Annotated in this window: 24 protein-coding genes; 18 read left to right on the forward strand and 6 right to left on the reverse strand. The window is 71.6% G+C overall.

From position 1 onward, the window contains the following. Positions 1-8: 8 nt before the first annotated feature. Both KWI83_RS01385 and KWI83_RS01390 read right to left on the reverse strand, forming a co-directional pair. Entirely contained in the window at positions 9-2,390 is a 2,382-nt protein-coding gene (locus KWI83_RS01385; protein ID WP_218512357.1) for a Tex family protein, read from the reverse strand. A gap of 110 nt (positions 2,391-2,500) precedes the next feature. Further along, positions 2,501-2,638, reverse strand: a complete 138-nt coding sequence (locus tag KWI83_RS01390) for an LPFR motif small protein (protein ID WP_218512358.1) — start codon at positions 2,636-2,638, stop codon at positions 2,501-2,503. Between the two features lie 148 nt (positions 2,639-2,786). Here KWI83_RS01390 and KWI83_RS01395 point away from each other — a divergent pair, with 148 nt between their 5' ends. Beyond that, a complete protein-coding gene (locus tag KWI83_RS01395; protein WP_218512359.1) occupies positions 2,787-3,746 on the forward strand; it encodes a GlxA family transcriptional regulator in 960 nt (319 codons plus the stop codon). A gap of 11 nt (positions 3,747-3,757) precedes the next feature. Further along, positions 3,758-4,387: a DJ-1/PfpI family protein gene (locus tag KWI83_RS01400; RefSeq protein ID WP_218512360.1), complete on the forward strand. Its 630-nt coding sequence runs from the start codon at positions 3,758-3,760 to the stop codon at positions 4,385-4,387. Here the strand turns inward: KWI83_RS01400 and KWI83_RS01405 are convergent. Next, positions 4,379-5,128: an enoyl-CoA hydratase/isomerase family protein gene (locus tag KWI83_RS01405; protein WP_218512361.1), complete on the reverse strand. Its 750-nt coding sequence runs from the start codon at positions 5,126-5,128 to the stop codon at positions 4,379-4,381. The genes KWI83_RS01400 and KWI83_RS01405 overlap by 9 nt on opposite strands. 69 nt (positions 5,129-5,197) lie before the next feature. On the opposite strand from KWI83_RS01405, the gene KWI83_RS01410 reads away from it, so the two are divergent. Together KWI83_RS01410 and KWI83_RS01415 are read left to right on the forward strand one after the other, a co-directional pair. Continuing rightward, a complete protein-coding gene (locus tag KWI83_RS01410) occupies positions 5,198-5,818 on the forward strand; it encodes an HdeD family acid-resistance protein (RefSeq protein WP_218512362.1) in 621 nt (206 codons plus the stop codon). 175 nt (positions 5,819-5,993) lie between these two features. Beyond that, the gene (locus KWI83_RS01415) at positions 5,994-6,503 is read left to right on the forward strand and encodes an ATP-binding protein (protein WP_218512710.1); all 510 of its coding nucleotides are present in this window, start codon (positions 5,994-5,996) and stop codon (positions 6,501-6,503) included. A gap of 3 nt (positions 6,504-6,506) precedes the next feature. On the opposite strand, the gene idi is transcribed toward KWI83_RS01415, so the two are convergent. From idi to galE, 3 genes are all read right to left on the reverse strand, one after another. Next, entirely contained in the window at positions 6,507-7,100 is a 594-nt protein-coding gene (gene idi, locus KWI83_RS01420; protein ID WP_218512363.1) for an isopentenyl-diphosphate Delta-isomerase, read from the reverse strand. Between the two features lie 627 nt (positions 7,101-7,727). Next, entirely contained in the window at positions 7,728-8,666 is a 939-nt protein-coding gene (locus KWI83_RS01425; RefSeq protein WP_218512364.1) for a cation diffusion facilitator family transporter, read from the reverse strand. A 147-nt stretch (positions 8,667-8,813) separates the two neighbouring features. After that, entirely contained in the window at positions 8,814-9,785 is a 972-nt protein-coding gene (gene galE, locus KWI83_RS01430) for a UDP-glucose 4-epimerase GalE (RefSeq protein WP_218512365.1), read from the reverse strand. A gap of 305 nt (positions 9,786-10,090) precedes the next feature. On the opposite strand from galE, the gene KWI83_RS01435 reads away from it, so the two are divergent. The 14 genes from KWI83_RS01435 to KWI83_RS01495 all read left to right on the forward strand — a co-directional run bounded on the left by KWI83_RS01435 (position 10,091) and on the right by KWI83_RS01495 (position 24,812). Continuing rightward, entirely contained in the window at positions 10,091-11,896 is a 1,806-nt protein-coding gene (locus KWI83_RS01435; protein ID WP_218512366.1) for a DUF5941 domain-containing protein, read from the forward strand. Continuing rightward, complete coding sequence (locus KWI83_RS01440) at positions 11,893-12,654, forward strand: sugar phosphate nucleotidyltransferase (RefSeq protein WP_218512367.1); 762 nt, start codon at positions 11,893-11,895, stop codon at positions 12,652-12,654. Before KWI83_RS01435 ends, KWI83_RS01440 begins: the two co-directional genes overlap by 4 nt. Then, positions 12,642-13,703 carry an iron-containing alcohol dehydrogenase family protein gene (locus KWI83_RS01445; RefSeq protein ID WP_218512368.1) on the forward strand — a complete coding sequence of 354 codons (1,062 nt, stop codon included), beginning with the start codon at positions 12,642-12,644 and terminating at the stop codon, positions 13,701-13,703. The genes KWI83_RS01440 and KWI83_RS01445 overlap by 13 nt, the downstream gene beginning before the upstream one ends. Further along, complete coding sequence (locus KWI83_RS01450) at positions 13,681-14,460, forward strand: CDP-alcohol phosphatidyltransferase family protein (RefSeq protein ID WP_218512369.1); 780 nt, start codon at positions 13,681-13,683, stop codon at positions 14,458-14,460. The genes KWI83_RS01445 and KWI83_RS01450 overlap by 23 nt, the downstream gene beginning before the upstream one ends. An 8-nt stretch (positions 14,461-14,468) precedes the next feature. After that, positions 14,469-15,341, forward strand: coding sequence for a glycosyltransferase family 2 protein (locus tag KWI83_RS01455; protein WP_218512711.1), 873 nt, complete (start codon positions 14,469-14,471; stop codon positions 15,339-15,341). Positions 15,342-15,435: 94 nt separating this feature from the next. Next, positions 15,436-16,365 carry an ABC transporter permease gene (locus KWI83_RS01460; protein WP_218512370.1) on the forward strand — a complete coding sequence of 310 codons (930 nt, stop codon included), beginning with the start codon at positions 15,436-15,438 and terminating at the stop codon, positions 16,363-16,365. Then, the gene (locus KWI83_RS01465) at positions 16,358-17,146 is read left to right on the forward strand and encodes an ABC transporter ATP-binding protein (RefSeq protein ID WP_218512371.1); all 789 of its coding nucleotides are present in this window, start codon (positions 16,358-16,360) and stop codon (positions 17,144-17,146) included. Before KWI83_RS01460 ends, KWI83_RS01465 begins: the two co-directional genes overlap by 8 nt. Positions 17,147-17,528: 382 nt before the next feature. Then, the gene (gene hpnC, locus KWI83_RS01470; protein WP_218512372.1) at positions 17,529-18,431 is read left to right on the forward strand and encodes a squalene synthase HpnC; all 903 of its coding nucleotides are present in this window, start codon (positions 17,529-17,531) and stop codon (positions 18,429-18,431) included. Then, positions 18,428-19,378: a presqualene diphosphate synthase HpnD gene (gene hpnD / locus KWI83_RS01475; protein WP_218512373.1), complete on the forward strand. Its 951-nt coding sequence runs from the start codon at positions 18,428-18,430 to the stop codon at positions 19,376-19,378. Before hpnC ends, hpnD begins: the two co-directional genes overlap by 4 nt. After that, on the forward strand, positions 19,378-19,518 hold the full coding sequence (locus KWI83_RS40175; RefSeq protein WP_374106259.1) for a DUF6380 family protein: 141 nt from the start codon (positions 19,378-19,380) through the stop codon (positions 19,516-19,518). The genes hpnD and KWI83_RS40175 overlap by 1 nt, the downstream gene beginning before the upstream one ends. Further along, entirely contained in the window at positions 19,515-20,915 is a 1,401-nt protein-coding gene (hpnE, locus tag KWI83_RS01480) for a hydroxysqualene dehydroxylase HpnE (protein WP_218512374.1), read from the forward strand. Before KWI83_RS40175 ends, hpnE begins: the two co-directional genes overlap by 4 nt. Positions 20,916-20,974: 59 nt before the next feature. Further along, complete coding sequence (locus KWI83_RS01485) at positions 20,975-22,048, forward strand: polyprenyl synthetase family protein (protein WP_308121965.1); 1,074 nt, start codon at positions 20,975-20,977, stop codon at positions 22,046-22,048. Between the two features lie 119 nt (positions 22,049-22,167). Beyond that, positions 22,168-24,174 carry a squalene--hopene cyclase gene (gene shc, locus KWI83_RS01490; protein WP_218512376.1) on the forward strand — a complete coding sequence of 669 codons (2,007 nt, stop codon included), beginning with the start codon at positions 22,168-22,170 and terminating at the stop codon, positions 24,172-24,174. Then, positions 24,171-24,812 carry a 1-hydroxy-2-methyl-2-butenyl 4-diphosphate reductase gene (locus KWI83_RS01495; RefSeq protein WP_218512377.1) on the forward strand — a complete coding sequence of 214 codons (642 nt, stop codon included), beginning with the start codon at positions 24,171-24,173 and terminating at the stop codon, positions 24,810-24,812. The genes shc and KWI83_RS01495 overlap by 4 nt, the downstream gene beginning before the upstream one ends.

The following is a 24,812-nucleotide window of genomic DNA, read 5'->3' on the forward strand; positions in this document are numbered from 1 at the left end:
GGCCGACGTCAGCCCCGTCCGCCCTTCTTGGGGTCGAGCAGGCCCGCGCGCCGCAGGGCGTCGGCCATCGCGCTGTTCGCCGGAGCCGGTGCCTGGCGCGCTCCACCGCCTCCGTGGCCACCGCGCCCGCCCTGCCGCTGCTGCGGCGGGCGGGCGCCCCGCTGCGGGCGGCGTTCGCCCGAACCCCGCTCCTGGGGCGCGGCCTCGTCGTCCAGCCGCAGGGTGAGGGAGATCCGCTTGCGCGGAATGTCGATGTCGAGGACCTTCACCTTCACGATGTCACCCGGCTTGACGACGTCCCGCGGGTCCTTGACGAACGTCTTCGACATCGCGGACACGTGCACCAGACCGTCCTGGTGAACGCCGACGTCGACGAACGCCCCGAACGCGGCCACGTTGGTGACCACGCCCTCCAGGACCATCCCCGCCTCGAGATCGGAGAGCTTCTCGACGCCCTCCTTGAAGGTGGCCGTCCTGAACGCCGGACGGGGGTCGCGCCCCGGCTTCTCCAGTTCCTTGAGGATGTCGGTGACCGTCGGCAGACCGAACGTCTCGTCCACGAAGTCCTGCGGCTTCAGCGAGCGCAGCACCCCCGTGTTGCCGATCAGCGCGGCCACCTCCTGGCCGGTGGTCTTCACCATCCGCCGTACGACGGGGTACGCCTCCGGGTGCACGCTGGACGCGTCCAGCGGGTCGTCGCCGCCCCTGATGCGCAGGAAGCCCGCGCACTGCTCGTACGCCTTGGGCCCCAGCCGCGCCACCTTCTTCAGCTCGGAGCGGGACTTGAACGGGCCGTTGGCGTCCCGGTGCGCCACGATGTTCTCCGCGAGCCCGGAGGAGATGCCCGACACGCGCGCGAGCAGCGGGGCGGACGCGGTGTTGACGTCGACCCCGACGCCGTTCACACAGTCCTCCACCACCGCGTCCAGCGAACGCGACAGCTTCACCTCCGACAGGTCGTGCTGGTACTGACCCACTCCGATCGACTTCGGGTCGATCTTCACCAGCTCGGCCAGCGGATCCTGGAGGCGACGCGCGATGGAGACCGCGCCACGCAGCGACACATCGAGCTCGGGCAGCTCCTGCGAGGCGAACGCCGACGCCGAGTACACCGAGGCGCCCGCCTCGGACACCATCACCTTGGTGAGCTTCAACTCCGGGTGCCTGCTGATGAGTTCACCGGCGAGCTTGTCGGTCTCGCGGGAGGCCGTGCCGTTGCCGATCGCGATCAGCTCGACCGCGTGCTCCTTGGCGAGCCGGGCCAGCTTGGCGATCGCCTCGTCCCACTTGTGGGCCGGGACGTGCGGGTAGATGACATCGGTGGCGACGACCTTGCCGGTGGCGTCGACGACGGCCACCTTCACACCCGTGCGGAAACCGGGGTCGAGACCCAGCGTCGCGCGCGTGCCCGCCGGGGCGGCCAGCAACAGGTCGCGCAGGTTCGCCGCGAACACGCCGACCGCCTCGTCCTCGGCCGCCGTACGCAGCCGGAGGCGAAGGTCGATGCCGAGGTGGACCAGAACGCGGGTCCGCCAGGCCCAGCGGACGGTGTCCGTCAGCCACTTGTCGGCGGGCCGCCCACGGTCGGCGATCCCGAACTTCCCGGCGATGATCCCCTCGTACGACGAGGGCCCCTCCGTCGGCTCCTCCGGCTCCAGGACGAGGTCGAGGACCTCCTCCTTCTCGCCGCGCAGCATCGCCAGGATCCGGTGCGAGGGCAGCTCGGTGAACGGCTCGGCGAAGTCGAAGTAGTCCGCGAACTTGGCGCCCTCCTCCTCCTTGCCCTCCCGCACCTTCGCCGCGAGCCGCCCACGCACCCACATGCGCTCACGCAGCTCACCGATCAGGTCGGCGTCCTCCGAGAACCGCTCGGTGAGGATCGCCCGGGCACCGTCCAGGGCGGCCTGCGGATCGGCCACGCCCTTGTCGGCGTCCACGAACGCGGCGGCGGCCGCGAGGGGCTCGACGGTGGGATCGCCGAGCAGCCCCTCGGCCAGCGGCTCCAGACCGGCCTCACGGGCGATCTGGGCCTTTGTGCGCCGCTTCGGCTTGTACGGCAGGTAGACGTCCTCCAGGCGCGCCTTGGTCTCCGCGCCCCGGATCCGCGCCTCCAGTTCGTCGGTGAGCTTGCCCTGCTCACGCACCGACTCCAGGATCGCCGTCCGCCGCTCCTCCAGCTCCCGCAGATAGCGCAGCCGCTCCTCGATCGTGCGCAGCTGCGCGTCGTCGAGCATCTCGGTCGCTTCCTTGCGGTAGCGGGCGATGAAGGGCACCGTCGAACCGCCGTCGAGCAGCTCCACGGCAGCCTTGACCTGCCGCTCCCGTACGCCGAGTTCCTCGGCGATCCTGCCTTCGATGGACCCTACTCCCAGGGACCCGGGTGTCGTCACGATTCCCGTACCGCCTTCTCACTTCGGGTTGCGCGGCAATTGTGGCAGGTGGCACCGACAACGGGGGACCAGGGCGGGAACCGGCGGGGCGGCGTGCGGGGCGGCGGCTCTCAGACCCGGCGCGCACCGCGCCGGCCGGACCCGGAGGCGCCGCCGAGCAGGCGGGCCACGGCCCGGAACGGCAGCGTCACGACCGTGGCGACGGCACCGCCGATCTGCCGCAGGACATCCGCGATGGCACGGAACACGTCAATCCCCTTTCGTCTTGCTCTTCGTCTCCCTGTGGACCAGGTGATCCGCGGGTACCGCGCCCGCCGCCGCTCATGCCAGGCGATGGCAGGAAAGGTGGGGAACCCGTCATTGCAGCCATGCCCGGGCTCGCGAAGAATCGCTCGTATGGCGCAGCGAACCGTTCTGGTCGTGCTCTTCGACGGCGTGCAGAGCCTCGACGTCTCCGGCCCGGTGGAGGTCTTCGCCGGGGCCGAGACGTACACCCCGGGGACGTACCGCATCCGTACGGCCTCCCTGGACGGCGGTCCCGTCCGCAGCTCCAGCGGGCTGACCCTCGTACCGGACGAGGCCCTCGCCGACGCACCCGACCCGCACACCCTCCTGGTCCCCGGTGGCAGGGGCACCCGCCGGCCGGACCCCCGCCTGACCGACTGGCTGCGGGAGCACGGGCCGCGTGCCCCGCGCCTGGTCTCCGTGTGCACCGGGTCGCTGCTGCTCGCCGAGGCGGGCCTGCTGGACGGCCGCCGCGCGACGACCCACTGGATGTTCTGCGACAAGCTCGCCCGCGACCACCCGGCCGTGGCGGTCGACCCCGACCCGATCTATGTGCGCGACGGACACATCGCCACGTCCGCCGGTGTCACCTCCGGCATCGACCTCGCCCTCGCCCTGGTCGAGGACGACCTGGGGCGGGAGGTCGCCCTCACCATCGCCCGCCACCTCGTGGTCTTCCTGCGCCGGCCCGGAAACCAGGCCCAGTTCAGTGCGCAGCTCGCCGCCCAGACGGCCTTCCGCGAGCCGCTGCGCGAGGTCCAGCGGTGGATCACCGAGCACCCAGCCGACGACCTGACCGTCGAGTCGCTCGCCGCCCGCGCGCGGCTCTCCCCACGCCACTTCGCCCGCGCCTTCCGGGCCGAGACCGGCATGACCCCCGGCCGCTACGTCGACCGGGTCCGCCTCGAACACGCCCGCCGTCTCCTGGAGGACACGGGCGACGGAATCGAGGAGATCTCCCGCGCCAGCGGCTACGGCACGCCCGAGGCCATGCGCCGCGCCTTCGTCAACGCGCTGGGCACACCCCCGGCCGATTACCGGCGCCGCTTCCGTCCGGCTCCCACCCCTTGAAGGGACAACCGATGCAGATCGCCATCGTCCTCTACGACGGCTTCACCGCTCTGGACGCCGTGGGCCCCTACGAGACCCTCGGCCGCCTCCCGGACGCCGAGACCGTCTTCGTGGCCGAACGCACCGGCCCCGTCCGCACCGACACCGGCAACCTCGCGCTCACCGCCGACCGAACCCTGGCCGACGTGCCGAGTCCCGACATCGTGGTGGTCCCGGGCGGCCCCGACCAGGCCCCGCAGCTGGCGAACGACACCCTGCTGGACTGGCTGCGCACCGCAGACGCCGGCACCACCTGGACGACGTCCGTGTGCACCGGCTCCCTGATCCTGGCCGCCGCCGGACTCCTCCGGGGACGCCGGGCGACCTCCCACTGGCTCACCCTGGAGCAGCTGAAGCCCTTCGGGGCCGAACCCACGGGAGAGCGGGTCGTCCTCGACGGAAAGTACGTCACCGCCGCCGGGGTCTCCTCCGGCATCGACATGGGCCTCACGCTGCTCGGCAGGATCGCCGGCGACACACACGCCCAGGCCGTCCAGCTGATGACCGAGTACGACCCGCAGCCGCCCTACGACGCCGGGTCGCCGCAGAAGGCTCCCGCGCACCTCGTGGAGATGTTCCGCGCCCAGGCCGCCTCAGCCTGACGCGGTCCAGGTGAAGCGCGGCTGCCGCCGCTCCAGGAACGCGGCGACGCCCTCCGCGGTGTCGCCGCCGTCGCGCATCTGCTCGGCCCAGTACGCGTCCCGGTCGGTGTGCCCGTCGGCGAACTCCTTCGCCGCGGCCTGCGTCAGCTGCGAGCGGCACACCAGCACCCGGGTGAACTCGGCGACCCGCTTGTCCAGTTCGCCCGCGGGCAGCACCTCGTCGACCAGCCCGGTGCGCAACGCCCGGTCGGTGCCGATCAACTCGCCGGAGAACAGCAGGTACTTGGCCGCGGCCGGACCCACCAGCGACACCAGCCGCCGGGTCGCGGAGGCCGGATACACGATCCCGAGCTTCGCCGGTGTCACCCCGAACAGCGCGCCCTCCTCCGCGAACCGCAGATCACAGGCCGCCGCGAGCTGCGCCCCGCCGCCCACGCAGTGCCCCCGGACCGCCGCCAGCGTCGGTTTCGGGAACGCGGCGAGCGCCTCCTCCGCCCGTACGGCCAGCCCCTGCGCCTCGGCGGGCGAGGCCCGCAGCGTGGAGATGTCGGCGCCCGCGCAGAACGTGCCGCCCTCACCCGTCAGCACCAGGGCCCGTACCCCGGGATCGGCCGCCAGGGCGTCCAGCAGCGGGGGCAGCGCCCGCCACATCGCGGCCGTCATGGCGTTGCGCTTCGCCGGATGGGCGATGACGACGGTGGCCACCGAGTCGGCGACGCGGTGCAGCAGCTGGGGCTCCATGCGCGGGATGCTAGCCGCACCGCCCGCTCCGTACGATCGACGAGAGGCCCCGTGAGAGGAGGCGGCCCGATGGCCGGACCCGCGAAGGACGAGAAGGCGAAACTGCGACGCGGCTTTGCCCGGCTGGTCGCGCTGGGCGTGCTGCTGGTGGTCGCCGGTCTCGTCGGGCTCGTCTACACGGGCGTCGCCACGCTGACGTCCATGCTGTTGTTCGGCTGGCTGCTGCTGATCGGCGGCGTGGTAGGCCTGCTGCACGCCATCGAGGGGCGCGGCAGCAACTTCTTCTGGCTCGCGGTGATCGTCGCGGCCCTGAACATCGCGGCGGGTGTCGTGATCCTGAGGAGCCCCGACGCGGCCGCCGACGCCCTGGCCATGTTCGCCGCCCTGCTCTTCCTGACCGCCGGGCTCTTCCGTCTGGTCGGCAGCCTGGTGGTGCGCGGCACGCAGTTCGGCTGGACCCTGCTGCTGGGCGCCTTCGACCTGCTGCTGGGCATCCTGGTGCTGGGCTCCTGGCCGAGCAGCAGCCAGTACGTCATCGGCACGTTCTTCTCGCTGGCGCTGCTCTTCGACGGCCTCGGCCTGATCGCCACCGGCTTCGGCGGGCGCCGGATCGTCGGCATGGTCGAGGACGCCACGGGAGTCGGCGACGCCGCGAACGGGGACGCCTCGAAACCCGTACAAGCCGAATAGTTCGCAAAGTCGGCATCGGCGGGACAGGATGCAGTCCCACACCTGACCGTGTCATACGCCAACGGTCAGAAGCGCTCGATAATCGCTGACTTGTGTTCAGCTCTCCGGCAGGGAGCGGCGCGTTACCAACACTCGACGTGTGGTGACAACCGAGCACAAGGGTGGCGACCTGACGATGGACGACCACGGGCGCGGGCCCGCCCCACGCCCCGAAGGCGGCACAGACGCACCCGTCGTGCCGAGCACGCGCGCTCCACTGCCGTACGAGGGCGTATGGCGGTTCACCGCCCCCGCCGTCGACGCCTCGGTCCCGCAGGCCCGGCACGCCGTACGGGATCTGCTCCTGCGTCAGCGGGTACCGGTCACGGACGACGTGGTCCAGGGACTGCTGCTGATCGTCTCGGAGCTGGTCACGAACGCCGTGCGGCACGCGGCGGTGCTCTCGCCGATGCTCGCCGTGGAGGTCGCCGTCGGCGCCGAGTGGGTGCGGGTGTCCGTGGAGGACAACCACCCCTACCGCCCGACCGCCCTGGAGACCGACCACGGCCGGACCGGCGGCCGGGGACTGCTGCTGGTGCGGGAGATCACCCGGGAGGCCGGCGGGGTGTGCGATGTCGAGCACACGACGAGCGGCGGCAAGGTGATCTGGGCCGCCCTGCCGCTCAACCCCGCCCGGCTGCCCTGAGGCTCACCAGCCCTCGGACGGACCGGTCAGCTCCCTGATCGCGGGACGGGCCGCGTCCAGCACCGTCATGAACCACGCCGAGAAGATGTCCTTGGCGTGCCGCTCCGCCAGCTCGTCCGGGGTGACGAACGCCGTCGCGTGCACCTCCTGCGGGTCCGGCCCGAGCGGGGCCTGCACCAGTCCGACGAAGAGGTGGTTGTACTCCTGCTCCACCAGGCCCGAGACGGGGTCCGGGTGGTTGTAGCGCACGGTGCCCGCCTCGGCGAGCAGCGAGGGGGAGACGCCGAGTTCCTCGTGCGTCCGCCGGGCCGCCGCCGCGAACGGGGCCTCGCCCGGGTAGGGGTGGCCGCAGCAGGTGTTGGACCACACACCGGGGGAGTGGTACTTGCCCAGCGCCCGCTGCTGGAGCAGCAGCCGGCCGTATTCGTCGAACAGGAAGACCGAGAACGCCCGGTGCAGCTGACCCGGTGGCTGGTGGGCGGCGAGCTTCTCAGCCGTGCCGATCGTCACGCCGTTCTCGTCGACCAGTTCCAGCATGATCGCTTCCGCGGTGCCGTTCGACGAGCTGTGCGTCGCGGTGGCAGGTGTGATCGGCATACCCATCCTTCGCCTCGTTCCTCGCGCCCCAGTCTGCCGTACGAATCCGGCACTCCCGGCACTTCCCGGCGCGTCGGCACCGGAAGAGGGGCCCGGTAGGTGATCGTGCCCGGCACGCACAGCCGGGAACCGTCCGGCACGGGCTGTGCGGGAAAGGACGGGGGCGCGCGCGGCACCGTTGCGCTCCGGGGCGCCAAGCCGGTCACACGCGGCCTCGACACGCGCCGCGTCGGCCCTCAGAAACCCTGCCCGGCGTCGGCACCTGCCGGTTTCGTGCGAGCCGTGTCGGCCCTCAACGCTCGCGCCCGGTGTGGGGGCTCGCCGGTTTCTCGCGCGCCGCGCAAGCCCTCGGCGGTCATGCCGCCCTTGGGCACGCCGGTTTTCTGCGCGGCACCCCGGCTTTCAGTGGTCGTGCCCGGCCGCGGCGTCCGCTGCATCCTTGCGCGCCGCGTCGGCCCTGAAGTGGTCGTTCCGGCCCGGCGCCAGCGGCCCCGTCGCACGCGACGCCAGCTTTCAATGGTCGTGCCCGGCCGCGGCGTCCGCCGCATCCGGCCTGCCGTAACAGCCTCAAGCGATCGTGCCCCGCCACGGCGTCGACGGCGGTCCGTCGCGTGCCATGTGGTGCCCTCAGTGGCACAGGCCCGCCTCGTGCTCCGCATGCCCGCCCGGCTCCAGCTGGAAGGTGCAGTGCTCCACGTCGAAGTGGTCGCCCAGGCAGCCCTGGAGCTCGTGGAGCATCTTCTCGTGCCCTGTCGCGTTCAGGACGTCGGAGCGGACGACGACGTGCGCGGACAGCACCGGCATACCCGAGGTGATCGTCCAGACGTGCAGGTCATGGACGTCCTCCACGCCGTCGAGCGCCAGCATGTGGGCACGCACCTCCGCCATGTTCACGCCCTTGGGCGCCGACTCCAGCAGCACGTCCAGCGTCTCGCGCAGCAGTTTCAGCGTGCGCGGCACGATCATCAGGCCGATGACCAGCGAGGCGATCGGGTCGGCGGCCTGCCAGCCGGTGGTGAGGATCACCACCGCCGAGACCAGCACCGCCACCGAGCCCAGCGCGTCGGCGGCGACCTCCAGGAAGGCGCCGCGCACGTTCAGGCTCTCCTTCTGGCCGCGCATCAGCAGCGTGAGCGAGACCATGTTGGCGGCCAGACCGATCAGAGCGAACACCATGGTCAGCCCGCCCTCGGTGTCGGCCGGCGTGACGAACCGCTGGATCGCCTCGTACAACACATAGCCGCCGACCCCGAGCAGCAGCAGACAGTTGGCGAGCGCGGCGAGGATCTCGGCGCGCGCGTACCCGAAGGTGCGGTTCGCGCTGGCCGGGAGGTTGGCGAAGTGGATCGCGAGCAGCGCCATGCCGAGACCGAGCGCGTCGGTCGCCATGTGCGCGGCGTCCGCGATCATGGCGAGGGAGTCGGCGAGCACACCGCCGACGATCTCGACCACCATGACGGTGAGCGTGATGGACAGCGCGATCCGCAGTCTGCCGCGGTACGCCGCGGCCGCCGTACCGGTGACCGGCGCGCCGTGCGCATGCCCGTGATCATGCCCAGCCCCCATGAAAAGCCGCCTCCTGTTGATCGGGTCCGGACCTCAGTGAACTACGGGTGGGGGGTATCCGGCAACGCGGCACTGAACACCGTTGTCATGTGCCCTGACCTGCGGAAATGAAGCGCAGGTCAGGGCATCGGGGCAATCACCGGCCGATCACCGGCCGTGGTGCAGCAGCCACCCCCGCCACGCCGACTCGACCATCTCGCGCACCCCCCGCCGGGCCGTCCAGCCCAGCTCCTCGGCGGCCCGAGCGGCCGAGGCGACGGCGCGCGGCGCGTCCCCGGGGCGGCGCGCCTCGACGACGGCGGGGCGGGTGTCGCCGGTCACCTCACCGATCAGCGTGACCAGCTCACGCACCGAGACGCCCTCGCCGCGGCCGATGTTCACGGTCAGATCGCCCGACGCGTCCGGGGCGGACAGCCGCCGGGCCGCCGCGAGGTGCGCCTCGGCGAGGTCGGCGACATGGATGTAGTCGCGAATGCAGGTGCCGTCCGGCGTCGGGTAGTCGGCGCCGAAGATCCGGGGGGCCTCGTCGCGGGTCAGCCGGTCGAAGACCATGGGGACCACGTTGAACACGCCGGTGTCGGCCAGCTCCGGCGCGGCCGTGCCCGCCACGTTGAAGTAGCGCAGGCACACCGTGGCGACGCCGTGCGCCCGGCCCGCCGCGCGCACCAGCCACTCACCGGCGAGTTTGGTCTCGCCGTACGGGCTCATCGGGGCGCACGGCGTGTCCTCCGTGATGAGTTCCACATCGGGGTTGCCGTAGACGGCCGCGGAGGAGGAGAAGAGGAAGCGCCTGATCCCGGCCCCGGCGACCGCGTCCAGCAGCGCCGCGAGACCGCCGACGTTCTCCTCGTAGTACCGGGTCGGCTGCTCGACGGACTCGCCGACCTGCTTGCGCGCCGCGAGATGCACCACGCCCGTCACCGCATGCTCGGCGAACAGCCGCTTCAGCAGTTCGCCGTCCCCGGCCGACCCCCGCACCAGGGGTACGTCCGCCGGGAGCCGCGCGGGCACCCCGGCCGAGAGGTCGTCCAGCGCCACGACGCGCTCCCCGGCCTCGGCCATGACCCGCGCCACATGCGCCCCGATGTATCCGGCACCGCCGGTGATCAGCCATGTCATGGTGGCCCACCCTAATCCCGGCGGGCCCCGGGGCCGACCCAGTCCTGAGTCCCGTATGCCGCGATTGCCCGCATCGGAAAGTGTGATTTTGTACGTCGGCCCCGGCATCCCCGATGATGATCACCGCGGAGGCCCCGGCAGACCGTGTGGAACCGGACTGTGAACGGCCGGTGAACACGAACTTCCTGACATCCGATAGCCTCTGCCGACATGCCGCCCGCCGGGTGCAGCCCGCCTGCTCCACGGGGCGCCCCACCATGCACACGACCGGCGCGGAAACGTCGGCCCCCAGGGAGTGAGTTCGGTTGTCGACCGCCATCCTCACCGGTCAGCCGGTGCCCGGATCGTCGATCGAGGGCGATCTGCGGTCGCTCGGCTTCGAGGTGCGCATCGCCACCGACCCCGCCGACGCCGAGTCCCTCATCGCCGAGGTGCCGGGTGACCAGCGCGTCGCCGTCGTCGACGCCCGCTTCGTCGGTCACCTGCACGCCCTGCGTCTCGGCCTCACCGACCCGCGCTTCCCGCTCGCCGCGATACCCGGCGCCGTGACCGCCCAGCCCGCGGGCCGCCCGGCGCTCACGCGTGCGCTGGCCCGCGACACCGCCACCCAGGGCACGCTGCTGGTGGACAGCCTCGCCGACCGGATCACCGGCGCGCTGGACGTCGAGGTGCACCGGCCCGAGCTCGGCAGCCTGGTCGCCGCCGTCCCCACCGACCCGCAGGCCCGCAACGAGGCACGCCAGGCCGTCGCCGCCGTCGACGACGAGGCCGTACGCCTGAAGTCGGCCGTCAAGGCCCGCGACGGCTTCTTCACCACCTTCTTCATCAGCCCGTACTCCCGCTACCTCGCCCGCTGGTGCGCCCGGCGCGGGCTGACGCCCAATCAGGTCACCACCGCCTCCCTGCTCACCGCCCTGATCGCGGCGGGCTGCGCGGCCACCGGCACGCGCGGCGGGTTCGTCGCGGCCGGCGTGCTGCTGATCGCGTCCTTCGTGCTGGACTGCACCGACGGCCAACTGGCCCGCTACTCCCTGCAGTACTCCACCCTCGGCGCCTGGCTGGACGCCACCTTCGACCGAGCCAAGGAGTACGCCTACTACGCGGGCCTCGCCCTGGGAGCCGCCCGGGGCGGCGACGACGTGTGGGCCCTCGCCCTGGGCGCGATGGTCCTGCAGACCTCCCGGCACATCGTCGACTTCTCCTTCAACGAGGCGAACGCCGGAGACCCGGCCGCCACCGCCAACACCAGCCCCACTGCCGCACTTTCCGACAAACTGGACAGAGTCGGCTGGACGGTGTGGCTGCGCCGCATGATCGTCCTGCCGATCGGCGAGCGCTGGGCGCTGATCGCCGTCCTCACCGCCGTCACGACCCCGCGCATCACCTTCTACGCGCTGCTCATCGGCTGCGCCTTCGCCGCGACCTACACCACGGCGGGGCGCGTCTTGCGGTCGCTGACCCGCAAGGCGGTGGGGGTCCCCCCAGGTGTCGAGCGCTGGGGGAGCACCGACCCCGCGGCCCGGGCGCTGGCCGACCTCGCGGACAGCGGGCCGCTGGTGGAGCTGCTCGGGCGCAAGGTGCCCGTCCCGGCGCCGCTCTGCGCCGCCGTCGGCGCTCTCCTCGTGGTGATCTCCGCCGCACTCTGGGGCGGGACCTGGCCGACCCTGCTCGCCGCGTTCGCCTACGTCGCGCTGTCCGCGGCCGCCGTCTCACGCCCCCTCAAAGGCGCGCTGGACTGGCTGGTTCCGCCCTTCTTCCGGGCCGCCGAGTACGGGACCGTGCTGATCCTGGCAGCTGAATCGGAGGTGAACGGAGCACTTCCCGCTGCTTTCGGGCTGGTTGCGGCTGTCGCCTACCATCACTACGACACGGTCTACCGCATCCGCGGCAACGCGGGTGCGCCCCCGCACTGGCTGGTGCGGGCGATCGGGGGGCACGAGGGCCGGACGCTGGTGGTCGTGGCGCTCGCCGTGGTGCTGACCGCCGCGCAGTTCCAGGTCGCGCTCACGGTCCTCGCCGTGGCCGTGGCCCTGGTGGTGCTCGTCGAGAGCATCCGCTTCTGGGCGTCCGCAGGGGCACCCGCCGTACACGACGAAGGAGAACCCGCATGATCGGCCTCGTGCTGGCGGCCGGCGCCGGCCGGCGTCTGCGCCCCTACACCGACACCCTGCCCAAGGCACTGGTACCGGTGGGGCCCGCGGGCGACGAGGACGGGACCGACGGGATCACGGTTCTCGACCTGACCCTCGCCAACTTCGCCGAGATCGGCCTGAGCGAGGCCGCGATCATCGTCGGCTACCGCAAGGAGGCCGTGTACGCGCGCCAGGACGAGCTGGAGAAGAAGTACGGCCTGAAGCTCACCCTGATCGACAACGACAAGGCCGAGGAGTGGAACAACGCCTACTCCCTGTGGTGCGGCCGTGACGTGCTCAAGGACGGCGTGATCCTCGCCAACGGCGACACCGTCCACCCGGTCTCCGTGGAGCGGACCCTGCTCGCCGCGCGCGGCGACGGCAAGAGGATCATCCTCGCCCTCGACACCGTGAAGTCGCTGGCCGACGAGGAGATGAAGGTCGTCGTCGACCCCGAGCAGGGCGTCCGCAGGATAACCAAGCTGATGGACCCCGCCGAGGCCACCGGCGAGTACATCGGCGTCACCCTCATCGAGGGCGACGCCGCCCCCGACCTGGCGGACGCGCTGCGGACCGTCTGGGAGACCGACCCCCAGCAGTTCTACGAGCACGGCTACCAGGAGCTCGTCAACCGCGGCTTCAAGATCGACGTGGCGCCGATCGGCGACGTGGCGTGGGTCGAGATCGACAACCACGACGATCTGGCCCGGGGGCGGGAGATCGCGTGCCAGTACTGACCCGGCTCATCCCGTCACCGGTCGTCGTGGACATCCGCCCGGGTGCCCTCGACGACCTGGCGGGCGTGCTCGCCGACGAGCGCATATCCCACTCGGGCAGGCTCGCCGTCGCCGTCAGCGGCGGCTCCGGCGCCCGGCTGCGCGCCCGCGTCGCCCCACAACTGCCCGGCGCCACCTGGTACGAGGTGGACGGCGGCACCCTCGACGACGCCGTCCGGCTGGCCGCCGAGATGAAGGCGGGCCACTTCGACGCGCTCGTCGGGCTCGGCGGCGGCAAGATCATCGACTGCGCCAAGTTCGCCGCGGCCCGCGTCGGTCTCCCGCTGGTCGCCGTCCCCACCAACCTCGCGCACGACGGCCTGTGCTCCCCGGTCGCCACCCTCGACAACGACGCGGGCCGCGGCTCCTACGGCGTGCCCAACCCGATCGCCGTCGTCATCGACCTGGACGTCATCCGCGAGGCCCCGGTCCGCTTCGTCCGGGCCGGTATCGGGGACGCCGTCTCCAACATCTCCGCGATCCGCGACTGGGAGCTCGCCCACCGCGTCAAGGGCGAGAAGATCGACGGCCTCGCCGCGGCCATGGCCCGCCAGGCCGGCGAAGCGGTGCTGCGGCACCCCGGCGGCATCGGCGACAACGACTTCCTGCAGGTACTGGCCGAGGCGCTGGTCCTCAGCGGTATCGCCATGTCGGTGTCGGGCGACTCCCGCCCGTCCTCCGGCGCCTGCCACGAGATCAACCACGCCTTCGACCTGCTCTTCCCCCGGCGCGCGGCCGCCCACGGCGAGCAGTGCGGGCTGGGCGCGGCCTTCGCGATGTATCTGCGCGGCGCGCACGAGGAGTCGGTGTACATGGCCGAGGTGCTGCGTCGGCACGGCCTGCCGGTGCTGCCGGAGGAGATCGGCTTCACCCCGGACGAGTTCGTCCGGGTCGTGGAGTACGCCCCTCAGACCCGGCCCGGCCGCTACACGATCCTCGAACACCTCGACCTTCAAACCCACCAGATCAAGGACATCTACGCCGACTATGTCAAGGCCATCGGTAGCTGAACTCCGCCCCGTCGTCCACCCCGCCGGGGTGAAGGACCGGCGCAGCGGTGAGCACTGGGCGGGACGCCTCTACATGCGTGAGGTGTCGCTGCGGGTCGACCGCTATCTGGTGAACACCAGGGTCACGCCCAACCAGCTCACGTACCTGATGACCGTCTTCGGCGTGCTCGCGGCCCCCGCCCTGCTGGTGCCGGGCATCCCGGGCGCCGTGCTCGGCGTGGTCATGGTCCAGCTGTATCTGCTGCTGGACTGCGTCGACGGTGAGATCGCCCGCTGGAAGCAGCAGTTCTCGCTGGGCGGGGTCTACCTGGACCGGGTCGGCGCCTACCTGACCGACGCGGCCGTCCTCGTCGGCCTCGGTCTGCGCGCCGCCGACCTGTGGGGCTCCGGGCGGATCGACTGGCTGTGGGCGTTCCTCGGCACCCTGGCCGCCCTCGGCGCGATCCTGATCAAGGCCGAGACCGACCTCGTCGGCGTCGCCCGGCACCAGGGCGGCCTTCCGCCGGTCAAGGAGGCCGCGTCCGAGCCGCGCTCCTCCGGCATGGCGCTGGCCCGCCGGGCCGCCGCCGCGCTGAAGTTCCACCGGCTGATCCTCGGCATCGAGGCATCCCTGCTGATCCTGGTCCTCGCCGTCCTGGACGCCACCCGCGGCGACCTGTTCTTCACCCGGCTCGGCGTCGCCGTACTCGCCGGGATCGCGCTGCTGCAGACGCTGCTGCACCTGGTGTCCATCCTCGCGTCGAGCAGGCTCCGGTGAGCCCCGGCATGCGGGTCGGGGCGGTCATCATCACGATGGGCAACCGCCCCGAGGAGCTGCGCGCGCTGCTGGAGTCGGTCGCCAAGCAGGACGGCGACCCGATCGACGTGGTCGTCGTCGGCAACGGCTCACCCGTGCCCGAGGTCCCCGCCGGAGTGCGCACCGTCGAGCTGCCCGAGAACCTCGGCATCCCGGGCGGCCGCAACGTCGGCATCGAGGCCTTCGGCCCCAGCGGCCGCGACGTCGACATACTGCTGTTCCTCGACGACGACGGCCTGCTCGCCCGCACCGACACCGCCGAGCTGTGCCGCCGGGCCTTCGAGACCGACCCGAAGCTCGGCATCATCAGCTTCCGCATAGCCGACCCGGACACCGGCGTCACCCAGCGCCGCCACGTCCCCCGGCTGCGCGCCTCCGACCCGATGCGCTCCTCGCGCGTCACCACCTTCCTCGGCGGCGCCAACGCGGTCCGTACCCGGGTGTTCGCCGAGGTCGGCGGCCTGCCGGACGCCTTCTTCTACGCCCACGAGGAGACCGACCTGGCCTGGCGGGCCCTCGACGCGGGCTGGCTGATCGACTACCGGTCCGACATGGTGCTGTACCACCCGACGACCGCGCCCTCCCGGCACGCGGTCTACCACCGCATGGTCGCCCGCAACCGCGTCTGGCTGGCCCGCCGCAACCTGCCCGCCCCCCTCGTCCCCGTCTACCTGGGCATCTGGCTCACCCTCACGCTGCTGCGCCGCCCCTCGTGGCCGGCCCTGCGGGCCTGGTTCGCCGGCTTCCGGGAAGGCTGGACCTCGCCCTGCGGTCCCCGCCGGCCCATGAAGTGGCGTACGGTGTGGCGGCTGACTCGACTGGGCCGACCTCCTGTCATCTGACAAGCTCGTCCCTGAGAGCATTCGGGGGCGTAACGCTCGGCTCCCGGCTCCTGCCGACCCGCACAGGCCGCGCACAAGACGAAAGTTTCGACCAGTGAGTGAGACCACACACGAGGGCACAGTCGCGGTGACCGCTCCTCCGTCACCCGACGAGGGACTGTCCGCGCAGGAACTCGCCGCCAAGTACGGCCTGTCCGTGAGCGGCGCCCGCCCCTCCCTCGTCGAGTACGTCCGCCAGCTCTGGGACCGGCGTCACTTCATCCTCGCCTTCTCGCGGGCGAAGCTGACCGCCCAGTACAGCCAGGCCAAGCTCGGCCAGCTCTGGCAGGTCGTCACACCGCTGCTGAACGCGGCCGTGTACTTCTTCGTCTTCGGCGTGATCCTGGAGGCCGACCGGGGGATGCCGCGTGAGGTGTACATCCCGTTCCTGGTCACCGGCGTGTTCGTGTTCACCTTCACGCAGAGCTCGGTGATGGCGGGCGTCCGCGCGATCTCCGGCAACCTCGGCCTGGTGCGCGCCCTGCACTTCCCGCGCGCCTCGCTGCCCATCTCCTTCGCGCTCCAGCAGCTGCAGCAACTGCTCTTCTCGATGATCGTGCTGTTCACGGTGACCTGCGCGTTCGGCAGCTATCCGGACCTGTCCTGGGCGCTGATCGTGCCGGTGCTGGCGCTGCAGTTCTGCTTCAACACCGGCCTCGCGCTGATCATGGCCCGGGCCGGTGCCAAGACCCCGGACCTGGCGCAGCTGATGCCGTTCGTGATGCGTACGTGGATGTACGCGTCCGGTGTCATGTACTCCATCCCGATCATGCTGGCGGACAAGCCGTCCTGGATCGCCAACGTGCTCCAGTGGAACCCGGCCGCCATCTACATGGACCTGGTGCGCTTCGCGATGATCGACGGCTACGGCTCGGAGAACCTCCCCGACCACGTCTGGGCGATCGCCGGCGGCTGGGCCGTGCTGTTCGCCCTGGGCGGCTTCGTGTACTTCTGGAAGGCGGAGGAGAGGTACGGCCGTGGCTGACCATACGACCGAGGAACGCATCCCCACCGTCATCGCGGACGATCTGCACATCGTCTACCGCGTCAACGGCGCCAAGACCGGCAGGGGCAGCGCCACCGCCGCCCTCAGCCGCATGCTCAGACGAGGCTCCGACGGCGACGCGCGCGGGGTGCGCAAGGTGCACGCCGTGCGCGGGGTGTCCTTCGTGGCCTACCGGGGCGAGGCCATCGGCCTGATCGGCTCCAACGGCTCCGGCAAGTCGACCCTGCTGCGCGCCATCGCCGGACTGCTGCCCGCCGAGAGCGGCAAGGTCTACACCGACGGCCAGCCCTCGCTGCTCGGGGTGAACGCGGCCCTGATGAACGACCTGACCGGTGAGCGCAACGTCATATTGGGCGGCCTCGCCATGGGCATGACCCGGGAGCAGATCAAGGAGCGCTACCAGGAGATCGTCGACTTCTCCGGCATCAACGAGAAGGGCGACTTCATCACCCTGCCGATGCGCACCTACTCCTCCGGCATGGCCGCCCGCCTGCGGTTCTCCATCGCCGCCGCCAAGGACCACGACGTCCTCATGATCGACGAGGCGCTGGCCACCGGCGACCGCAAGTTCCAGAAGCGCTCCGAGGAACGCATCCGCCAGCTGCGCAAGCAGGCGGGCACCGTGTTCCTGGTCAGTCACAACAACAAGTCGATCCGCGACACCTGCAACCGTGTGCTGTGGCTGGAACGCGGCGAGCTGCGCATGGACGGACCCACCGACGAGGTCCTCAAGGAGTACGAGAAGTTCACGGGCAAGTAGACAGCCGTTCAGGGCCCCGCCGGAACTGCTCCGGTGGGGCCCTGCGTCGTCGGCAAAGGGCACCTGTGCCGCCGGCAAAGGAAGCGTCAACTCTGGTCAGCCGTAGGAATCTTGAAGCCAATCGGTGTGTTCTTGTGATGCGCAGGACACCCCGTCGGTCCGCGCCGCGTTGTACAACGTAAGCTGTACCGGTGCCGAAAGGCGGCAAGTAGGGCGATAATGCGCGACACCCTCCGCCGGGACAGCCGCCGGAACACCGGGCGGCGTGTCCGAAATAGTGTGTATTGGGTCGGCAGTGTAGAACGGGAGATGTGACGGCAATGGCTACGGAAACTCCCCTGCTCCGCGAGGCATGTGCCGTCCCCGCCCTGGGCAGCAAACGGTGACGGGAACCACCACGACGCGCACGGACGACCCGGAGCGCGCGACCCTCGACAAGGCCACGGCCGAGAACTTCCCCGTGGCCCCGTTCTTCCTGCCCAGAGCCTGGCGCGCCGACCTCATGGCCGTCTACGGCTTCGCCCGCCTCGTCGACGACATCGGTGACGGCGACCTCGCCCCCGGCGGCGCCGACGCCCGGCTGCTCGGCGTGTCGCCCGAGCGGGCCGAGGACCGCCTGGCCCTGCTGGACGCCTTCGAGGCCGACCTGCGCCGGGTCTTCGACTCGACCCCGCGTCACCCCCTGCTGCGCCGCCTCCAGCCGACCGTCCGCCGCCGCTCGCTCACCCCCGAGCCGTTCCTCGGCCTGATCGCCGCCAACCGCCAGGACCAGCTCGTCAAGCGGTACGAGACCTACGACGACCTCCTCGCCTACTGCGAACTGTCCGCGAACCCCGTGGGCCGGCTCGTCCTCGCCGTCACCGGCACCTCCACCCCCGAGCGGATCCGCCACTCGGACGCGATCTGCACGGCCCTGCAGATCGTCGAGCACCTCCAGGACGTGGCCGAGGACCTCGGCCGCGACCGCGTCTATCTGCCCGCCGCGGACATGAAGCGCTTTCACGTCCAGGAGGCGGATCTCGCCACGCCGACGGCGGGCGCATCGGTGCGCGCACTGGTTGCGTACGAAGCGCAACGCGCCCGCGATCTCCTGAATGAAGGCGTCCCCCTCGTGGGTAGCGTGCACGGCAGGTTGAGGCTGTTGCTCGCGGGGTTCGTGGCGGGGGGAAGGGCGGCCATCGAGGCGATCGCCGCCGCCGAATACGACGTACTTCCCGGCCCGCCCAGACCCGGCAAGCTCCGGTTGCTGCGTGAGGTGGGCGTGACTCTGCGAGGAGAGGGGTGATCCGGACCGTGGAGTCAGCGCCACACGTGTCCGCACCGGTACTCGCCGCCTACAGCTACTGCGAGGCCGTCACCGGACAGCAGGCCCGTAACTTCGCCTACGGCATCAGGCTGCTGCCGACGCCCAAGCGTCGCGCGATGTCGGCGCTGTACGCGTTCTCCCGGCGCGTCGACGACATCGGCGACGGCGCGCTCACCGACGACGTGAAGTTCGCCCGGCTCCAGGACACCCGGACGCTGCTCGACCGGATCCGCGAGGACGCGCTCGGCGACGACGACACCGACCCGGTCGGCGTCGCCCTCACCCACGCCGCCCGGCACTTCCCGATCCCGCTCGACGGCCTGGACGAACTCATCGACGGCGTCCTGATGGACGTCCGCGGGGAAGCCTACGAGACCTGGGACGACCTGAAGGTCTACTGCCGCTGTGTGGCCGGCGCCATCGGACGGCTCTCGCTCGGCGTGTTCGGCACGGAACCGGGGGCGCGCGGCGCCGAGCGCGCGCCGGAGTACGCCGACACGCTCGGGCTCGCTCTGCAGCTCACCAACATCCTGCGGGACATCCGTGAGGACGCCGAGGGCGGGCGCGTCTATCTGCCCGCCGACGACCTGGCCAAGTTCGGCTGCTCGGCCGGGTTCAGCGGGCCGATGCCACCGGAGGGCTCCGACTTCGCGGGCCTCGTGCACTTCGAAGTGCGTCGGGCCCGCGCCCTTTTCGCCGAGGGCTACCAGCTGCTGCCCATGCTCGACCGGCGCAGCGGCGCCTGTGTCGCCGCCATGGCCGGCATCTACCGCCGTCTCCTGGACCGCATCGAGCGTGACCCCGAGGCGGTGCTGCGCGGCCGGGTCTCGCTGCCCGGACGTGAGAAGGCCTACGTCGCCGTGCGCGGCCTGTCCGGTCTGGACGCCCGGCATGTGACCCGACGCGCCGTCAGGAGGCGTGCCTGATGGACACCTTGGGGCAGAGTGACGCCGACGGCGAGAAGCGGCGGGCAACCCTCCGTGGCCGGGCGGCGTCCCTGACGGCAACGGCCTGCCATGGCGCGTCGACACGTCACGGCGGTCGCGCAGGGGAGGGTGCACGATGACCGACGGCATGCGGTCCGGGCCCGCACGGGACACGGTGGTGGTCGGCGGAGGGCTCGCCGGAATCACCGCCGCGCTCGCGCTCGCCGACGCCGGGGTGCGCGTCACCCTGCTCGAAGGCAGGCCGAGGCTGGGCGGCCTGGCGTTCTCCTTCCAGCGCGGCGAGCTGACCGTCGACAACGGCCAGCACGTCTATCTGCGCTGCTGCACCGCCTACCGCTGGTTCCTCGACCGGATCGGCGGCGCGGCACTGGCTCCGCTGCAGGACCGTCTGGACGTGCCCGTCGTCGACGTCACCAAGCCCGAGGGCCGGCGGCTCGGCAGGCTGCGGCGCGACGCGCTGCCGGTGCCCCTGCATCTGGGGCGCAGCCTCGCGACGTATCCGCATCTCTCGCTCGCCGAGCGCGCCAAGGTCGGCCGGGCCGCGCTCGCGCTCAGGGGCCTCGACCTCGCCGATCCGACCCTGGACGCACAGGACTTCGGCAGCTGGCTGACCGCGCACGGTCAGTCGGCGCGTGCCGTCGAGGCCCTGTGGGACCTGGTCGGGGTCGCCACCCTCAACGCGGTCGCGGGCGACGCCTCCCTGGGGCTCGCCGCGATGGTCTTCAAGACCGGTCTGCTGTCCGACCCGGGCGCGGCCGACATCGGCTGGGCGCGCGTCCCGCTGGGCGAGCTGCACGACCGGCTGGCCCGCAGGGCGCTCGACTCCGTGGGCGTCCGTACCAGGATCCGTTCACGTGTCACCTCCATCTCCCCAAACGACAACGGGCGTTGGTGCGTTCAGGTTCCCGGCGAGGTCATCGAGACGGACGCGGTTGTGCTCGCCGTACCCCAGCGCGAGACCTACGACCTGCTGCCGGGCGGCGCCCTCGACGACCCGGAACAGCTGCTGCGGATCGGCACCGCGCCGATCCTCAACATCCATGTCGTCTACGACCGCAAGGTCGTCGACACCCCCTTCCTCACCGCGCTCGGCACGCCCGTGCAGTGGGTCTTCGACCGCACCGAGGCGTCGGGGCTGAAGACCGGCCAGTACCTGGCGCTGTCGCAGTCGGCCGCACAGGACGAGATCGACGCGCCCGTGGCCGTACTGCGCGAGCGGTACCTGCCCGAACTTCAGCGCCTGCTGCCGCGCACCCGCGGCGCCGAGGTGAAGGACTTCTTCGTGACCAGGGAGCGCACCGCGACCTTCGCTCCCGCCCCCGGCGTCGGAGGGCTGCGGCCCGGCGCCCGCACCAAGGCATCCGGCCTGTACCTGGCCGGAGCGTGGACCGCCACCGGGTGGCCCGCGACCATGGAAAGTGCGGTCCGCAGTGGCATCGGCGCGGCGGACGCCGCGTTGCGTGCCCTGGGCCGGCCCCGCCCTCGCCATCTCTTCGACGTCGAGGAGGCGGCGTGAGGAACGAGCAGCACGCGGCAGGCCCCCGCACCTCCGGTACCGCAACAAGAGGAGAGACTGTGCCCACTGCGCCCCCGGCCTCGAAGGCCGCTCGAGAGACCGCGGTGGACGTGACCGCGCTCCTGGAGCGCGGCCGGACCCTGGCCACACCGGTACTGCGGGCGGCCGTCGACCGCCTGGCACCTCCCATGGACACGGTCGCCGCGTACCACTTCGGCTGGATCGACGCCGCGGGCAACCCCGCCGACGGCGACGGCGGCAAGGCCGTGCGCCCCGCCCTCGCCGTCCTGTCCGCCGAGGTCACCGGAGGCGCGCCCGAGGTCGGCATCCCCGGAGCTGTGGCGGTCGAACTGGTGCACAACTTCTCGCTGCTGCACGACGACCTGATGGACGGCGACGAACAGCGCCGGCACCGCGACACCGTCTGGAAGGTGCACGGCCCCGCCCAGGCCATCCTGGTCGGCGACGCCCTGTTCGCACTGGCCAACGAGATCCTGCTGGAACTCGGCACCGTCGAGGCCGGCCGCGCCACCCGCCGCCTGACCACCGCCACCCGCGCCCTGATCGACGGCCAGGCCCAGGACATCTCCTACGAGCACCGCGACCGCGTCAGCGTCGCGGAGTGCCTGGAGATGGAGGGCAACAAGACCGGCGCCCTGCTGGCCTGCGCCAGCTCCATCGGCGCCGTGCTCGGCGGCGCGGACGACCGCACCGCCGACACCCTGGAGAAGTACGGCTACCACCTGGGCCTGGCCTTCCAGGCCGTCGACGATCTCCTCGGCATCTGGGGCGACCCGGAGGCCACCGGCAAGCAGACCTGGAGTGACCTGCGCCAGCGCAAGAAGTCCCTGCCGGTCGTGGCCGCCCTCGCGGCCGGGGGCAGCGCCTCCGAACGGCTCGGCGAGCTGCTCACCGCCGACGCCAAGAGCAGCGACTTCGCGCACTTCTCCGAGGAGGAGTTCGCGGCCCGCGCCGCCCTGATCGACGAGGCCGGCGGCCGCGAGTGGACCGCCGAGGAAGCACGCCGTCAGCACACCATCGCCATCGAAGCCCTCGACGCCGTCGACATGCCCGACCGGGTGCGGGCCCAGTTCACGGCGCTCGCCGACTTCGTCGTCGTACGAAAGAGATGATCACTATCGGTCGAATAGCTCTCGCGTAGTCGCCGGCCGGTGTCGCGATCGGATGCGCACCGGCCGACGGCGGACCCACAGCAGACGCACCATTTGCAGCACTGCACGAAGGGGAAGCCATGACAGCGACGACCGACGGAAGCACCGGGGCGCTGCCGCCCCGTGCCGCCGCGGCCAGCGAAACCGACAGCACCACTCCGGTGGCGGCCGGGGTCCACGAGGCCGCCGTACGCGCCGTCCAGCGCGCCACCGAGTTCCTGCTCGCCCGGCAGGACGCCCAGGGCTGGTGGAAGGGCGACCTGGAGACCAACGTCACCATGGACGCCGAGGATCTGTTACTCCGTCAGTTCCTCGGCATCCGCGACGAGTCCACGACCCGCGCCGCCGCCCTCTTCATCCGCGGCGAGCAACGCGAGGACGGCACCTGGGCCACCTTCTACGGTGGACCGGGCGAACTCTCCACCACCATCGAGGCGTACGTCGCCCTGCGCCTGGCCGGGGACGCGCCGGACGCGCCGCACATGGCGAAGGCGGCTCAGTGGATCCGCGCCCAGGGCGGCATCGCGGCCGCCCGTGTCTTCACCCGGATCTGGCTCGCCCTGTTCGGCTGGTGGAAGTGGGAGGACCTGCCCGAACTGCCACCGGAACTCATCTATTTCCCCAAGTGGCTGCCGCTCAACATCTACGACTTCGGCTGCTGGGCCCGGCAGACGATCGTCCCGCTGACCATCGTCTCCGCGAAGCGCCCGGTGCGGCCCGCGCCGTTCCCGCTGGACGAGCTGCACACCGATCCGGACCACCCGAATCCGGACAAGCCGCTGGCTCCCGCGGCGAGTTGGTACGGCGCCTTCCAGCGGCTCGACAAGGGCCTGCACGCCCTGCGCAAGGTCGTGCCGAGGAAGCTGCGCACGGCGGCGATGCGGTCGGCCGCGCGCTGGATCATCGAGCGGCAGGAGAACGACGGCTGCTGGGGCGGTATCCAGCCGCCGGCCGTGTACTCGGTCATCGCGCTGCATCTGCTCGGCTACGACCTTCAGCACCCCGTCATGCGGGCGGGGCTGGAGTCGCTGGACCGCTTCGCCGTGTGGCGTGAGGACGGGGCCCGGATGATCGAGGCCTGCCAGTCGCCGGTGTGGGACACCTGCCTGGCGACCATCGCGCTCGTCGACGCCGGGGTGCCCGCGGACCATCCGCAGCTGGTGAAGGCGGCCGACTGGATGCTGGGGGAGCAGATCGTGCGGCCCGGCGACTGGTCCGTGCGTCGGCCGCAACTGCCGCCGGGCGGCTGGGCGTTCGAGTTCCACAACGACAACTACCCCGACATCGACGACACCGCCGAGGTCGTCCTCGCACTGCGCCGCGTGCGGCACCACGACCCGGAGCAGGTGGAGAAGGCCATCGCGCGCGGGGTGCGCTGGAACCTCGGCATGCAGTCGAAGAACGGGGCCTGGGGCGCCTTCGACGTCGACAACACCAGCCCCTTTCCCAACCGGCTGCCGTTCTGCGACTTCGGCGAGGTCATCGACCCGCCGAGCGCGGACGTCACCGCGCACGTGGTGGAGATGCTCGCGGTGGAGGGCCTCGGCCACGACCCGCGCACCCGGCGCGGCATCGAGTGGCTGCTCGCCGAACAGGAACCGGACGGCTCGTGGTTCGGACGCTGGGGCGTCAACTACATCTACGGCACCGGGTCCGTGGTGCCCGCGCTGACCACCGCCGGCCTCCCCGGTTCGCACCCGGCGATCCGGCGGGCGGTGGCCTGGCTGGAGAGCGTCCAGAACGACGACGGCGGCTGGGGCGAGGACCTGCGCTCGTACAAGTACGTCAAGCAGTGGAGCGGGAGAGGCGCCTCCACCGCCTCGCAGACCGCCTGGGCGCTGATGGCGCTGCTGGCGGCGGGGGAGCGGGACTCCAAGGCCGTCGAACGCGGCATCGGGTGGCTGGCCGCGACCCAGCGGGACGACGGCTCCTGGGACGAGCCGTACTTCACGGGCACGGGCTTCCCGTGGGACTTCTCGATCAACTACCACCTGTACCGGCAGGTCTTTCCGCTCACGGCGCTGGGACGGTATGTGCATGGAGAGCCCTTCACGGGTTCGGGTGTCGAGGCCAAGGGGAACGAATGACGTCCCCGACCGCTCCGGCGCCGCTGCTGATCGCCTGTGCGCTCGGCATCGAGCGGCTGGCGTTGCGGCTGGGCGAGCGGGGTGGTGCGGGTGGGCCGGTGACCGTGCTCCGGACCGGCATGGGGCCCGGCGCGGCCGAGCGTTCCGTGGCGCGGGCGCTGGCCGACCCGGCACTTGACGGGGCCGCCGTGCTGGCCACGGGCTTCTGCGCGGGGCTGGCACCGGGCATGCACCCCGGCGACCTGGTCGTCGCCGAGGAGACCCGGGACCCGCGCGGCACCACGCCCTGCGTGGGCACCGACCTGCTCGTCAGGGAACTCGGACGGGCGGTGCCCGGCCGCACCGTCCACACCGGCCCGGTCACCGGCTCCGACCACGTCGTCCGCGGTCAGGAGCGGTCCGACCTGCTGTCCACCGGCGCCATCGCGGTCGACATGGAGTCGGCCGCAACGCTTCTGAGCGCCTGGCGTGCGGGAGTACGTCCGGTTGCGGCCGTCCGGGTGGTCGTGGACGCTCCAGAACATGAACTCGTCCGTATCGGCACGGTGCGCGGTGGAATATCGGCTTTCCGCGTCCTTCGTTCCATTCTTCCCGCATTCTTTGAATGGCACCGTAATGTGCTGCTCCCCAGGAGGTGA

The sequence above is a fragment of the Streptomyces sp. TRM70350 genome (assembly GCF_019219825.1).
Lineage (GTDB): Bacteria > Actinomycetota > Actinomycetes > Streptomycetales > Streptomycetaceae > Streptomyces.

Excerpts from the sequence above, each read along its gene's own strand:
- KWI83_RS01395 (WP_218512359.1), top strand. The coding sequence starts at position 2,787 with ATGGCGCAGCGAACCGTTCTGGTCGTGCTCTTCGACGGCGTGCAGAGC.
- KWI83_RS01400 (WP_218512360.1), top strand. The coding sequence starts at position 3,758 with ATGCAGATCGCCATCGTCCTCTACGACGGCTTCACCGCTCTGGACGCC.
- KWI83_RS01405 (WP_218512361.1), bottom strand. The coding sequence starts at position 5,128 with ATGGAGCCCCAGCTGCTGCACCGCGTCGCCGACTCGGTGGCCACCGTC.
- KWI83_RS01410 (WP_218512362.1), top strand. The coding sequence starts at position 5,198 with ATGGCCGGACCCGCGAAGGACGAGAAGGCGAAACTGCGACGCGGCTTT.
- KWI83_RS01415 (WP_218512710.1), top strand. The coding sequence starts at position 5,994 with ATGGACGACCACGGGCGCGGGCCCGCCCCACGCCCCGAAGGCGGCACA.
- idi (WP_218512363.1), bottom strand. The coding sequence starts at position 7,100 with ATGCCGATCACACCTGCCACCGCGACGCACAGCTCGTCGAACGGCACC.
- KWI83_RS01425 (WP_218512364.1), bottom strand. The coding sequence starts at position 8,666 with ATGGGGGCTGGGCATGATCACGGGCATGCGCACGGCGCGCCGGTCACC.
- galE (WP_218512365.1), bottom strand. The coding sequence starts at position 9,785 with ATGACATGGCTGATCACCGGCGGTGCCGGATACATCGGGGCGCATGTG.
- KWI83_RS01440 (WP_218512367.1), top strand. The coding sequence starts at position 11,893 with ATGATCGGCCTCGTGCTGGCGGCCGGCGCCGGCCGGCGTCTGCGCCCC.
- KWI83_RS01450 (WP_218512369.1), top strand. The coding sequence starts at position 13,681 with ATGTCAAGGCCATCGGTAGCTGAACTCCGCCCCGTCGTCCACCCCGCC.
- KWI83_RS01455 (WP_218512711.1), top strand. The coding sequence starts at position 14,469 with ATGCGGGTCGGGGCGGTCATCATCACGATGGGCAACCGCCCCGAGGAG.
- KWI83_RS40175 (WP_374106259.1), top strand. The coding sequence starts at position 19,378 with ATGGACACCTTGGGGCAGAGTGACGCCGACGGCGAGAAGCGGCGGGCA.
- hpnE (WP_218512374.1), top strand. The coding sequence starts at position 19,515 with ATGACCGACGGCATGCGGTCCGGGCCCGCACGGGACACGGTGGTGGTC.
- shc (WP_218512376.1), top strand. The coding sequence starts at position 22,168 with ATGACAGCGACGACCGACGGAAGCACCGGGGCGCTGCCGCCCCGTGCC.
- KWI83_RS01495 (WP_218512377.1), top strand. The coding sequence starts at position 24,171 with ATGACGTCCCCGACCGCTCCGGCGCCGCTGCTGATCGCCTGTGCGCTC.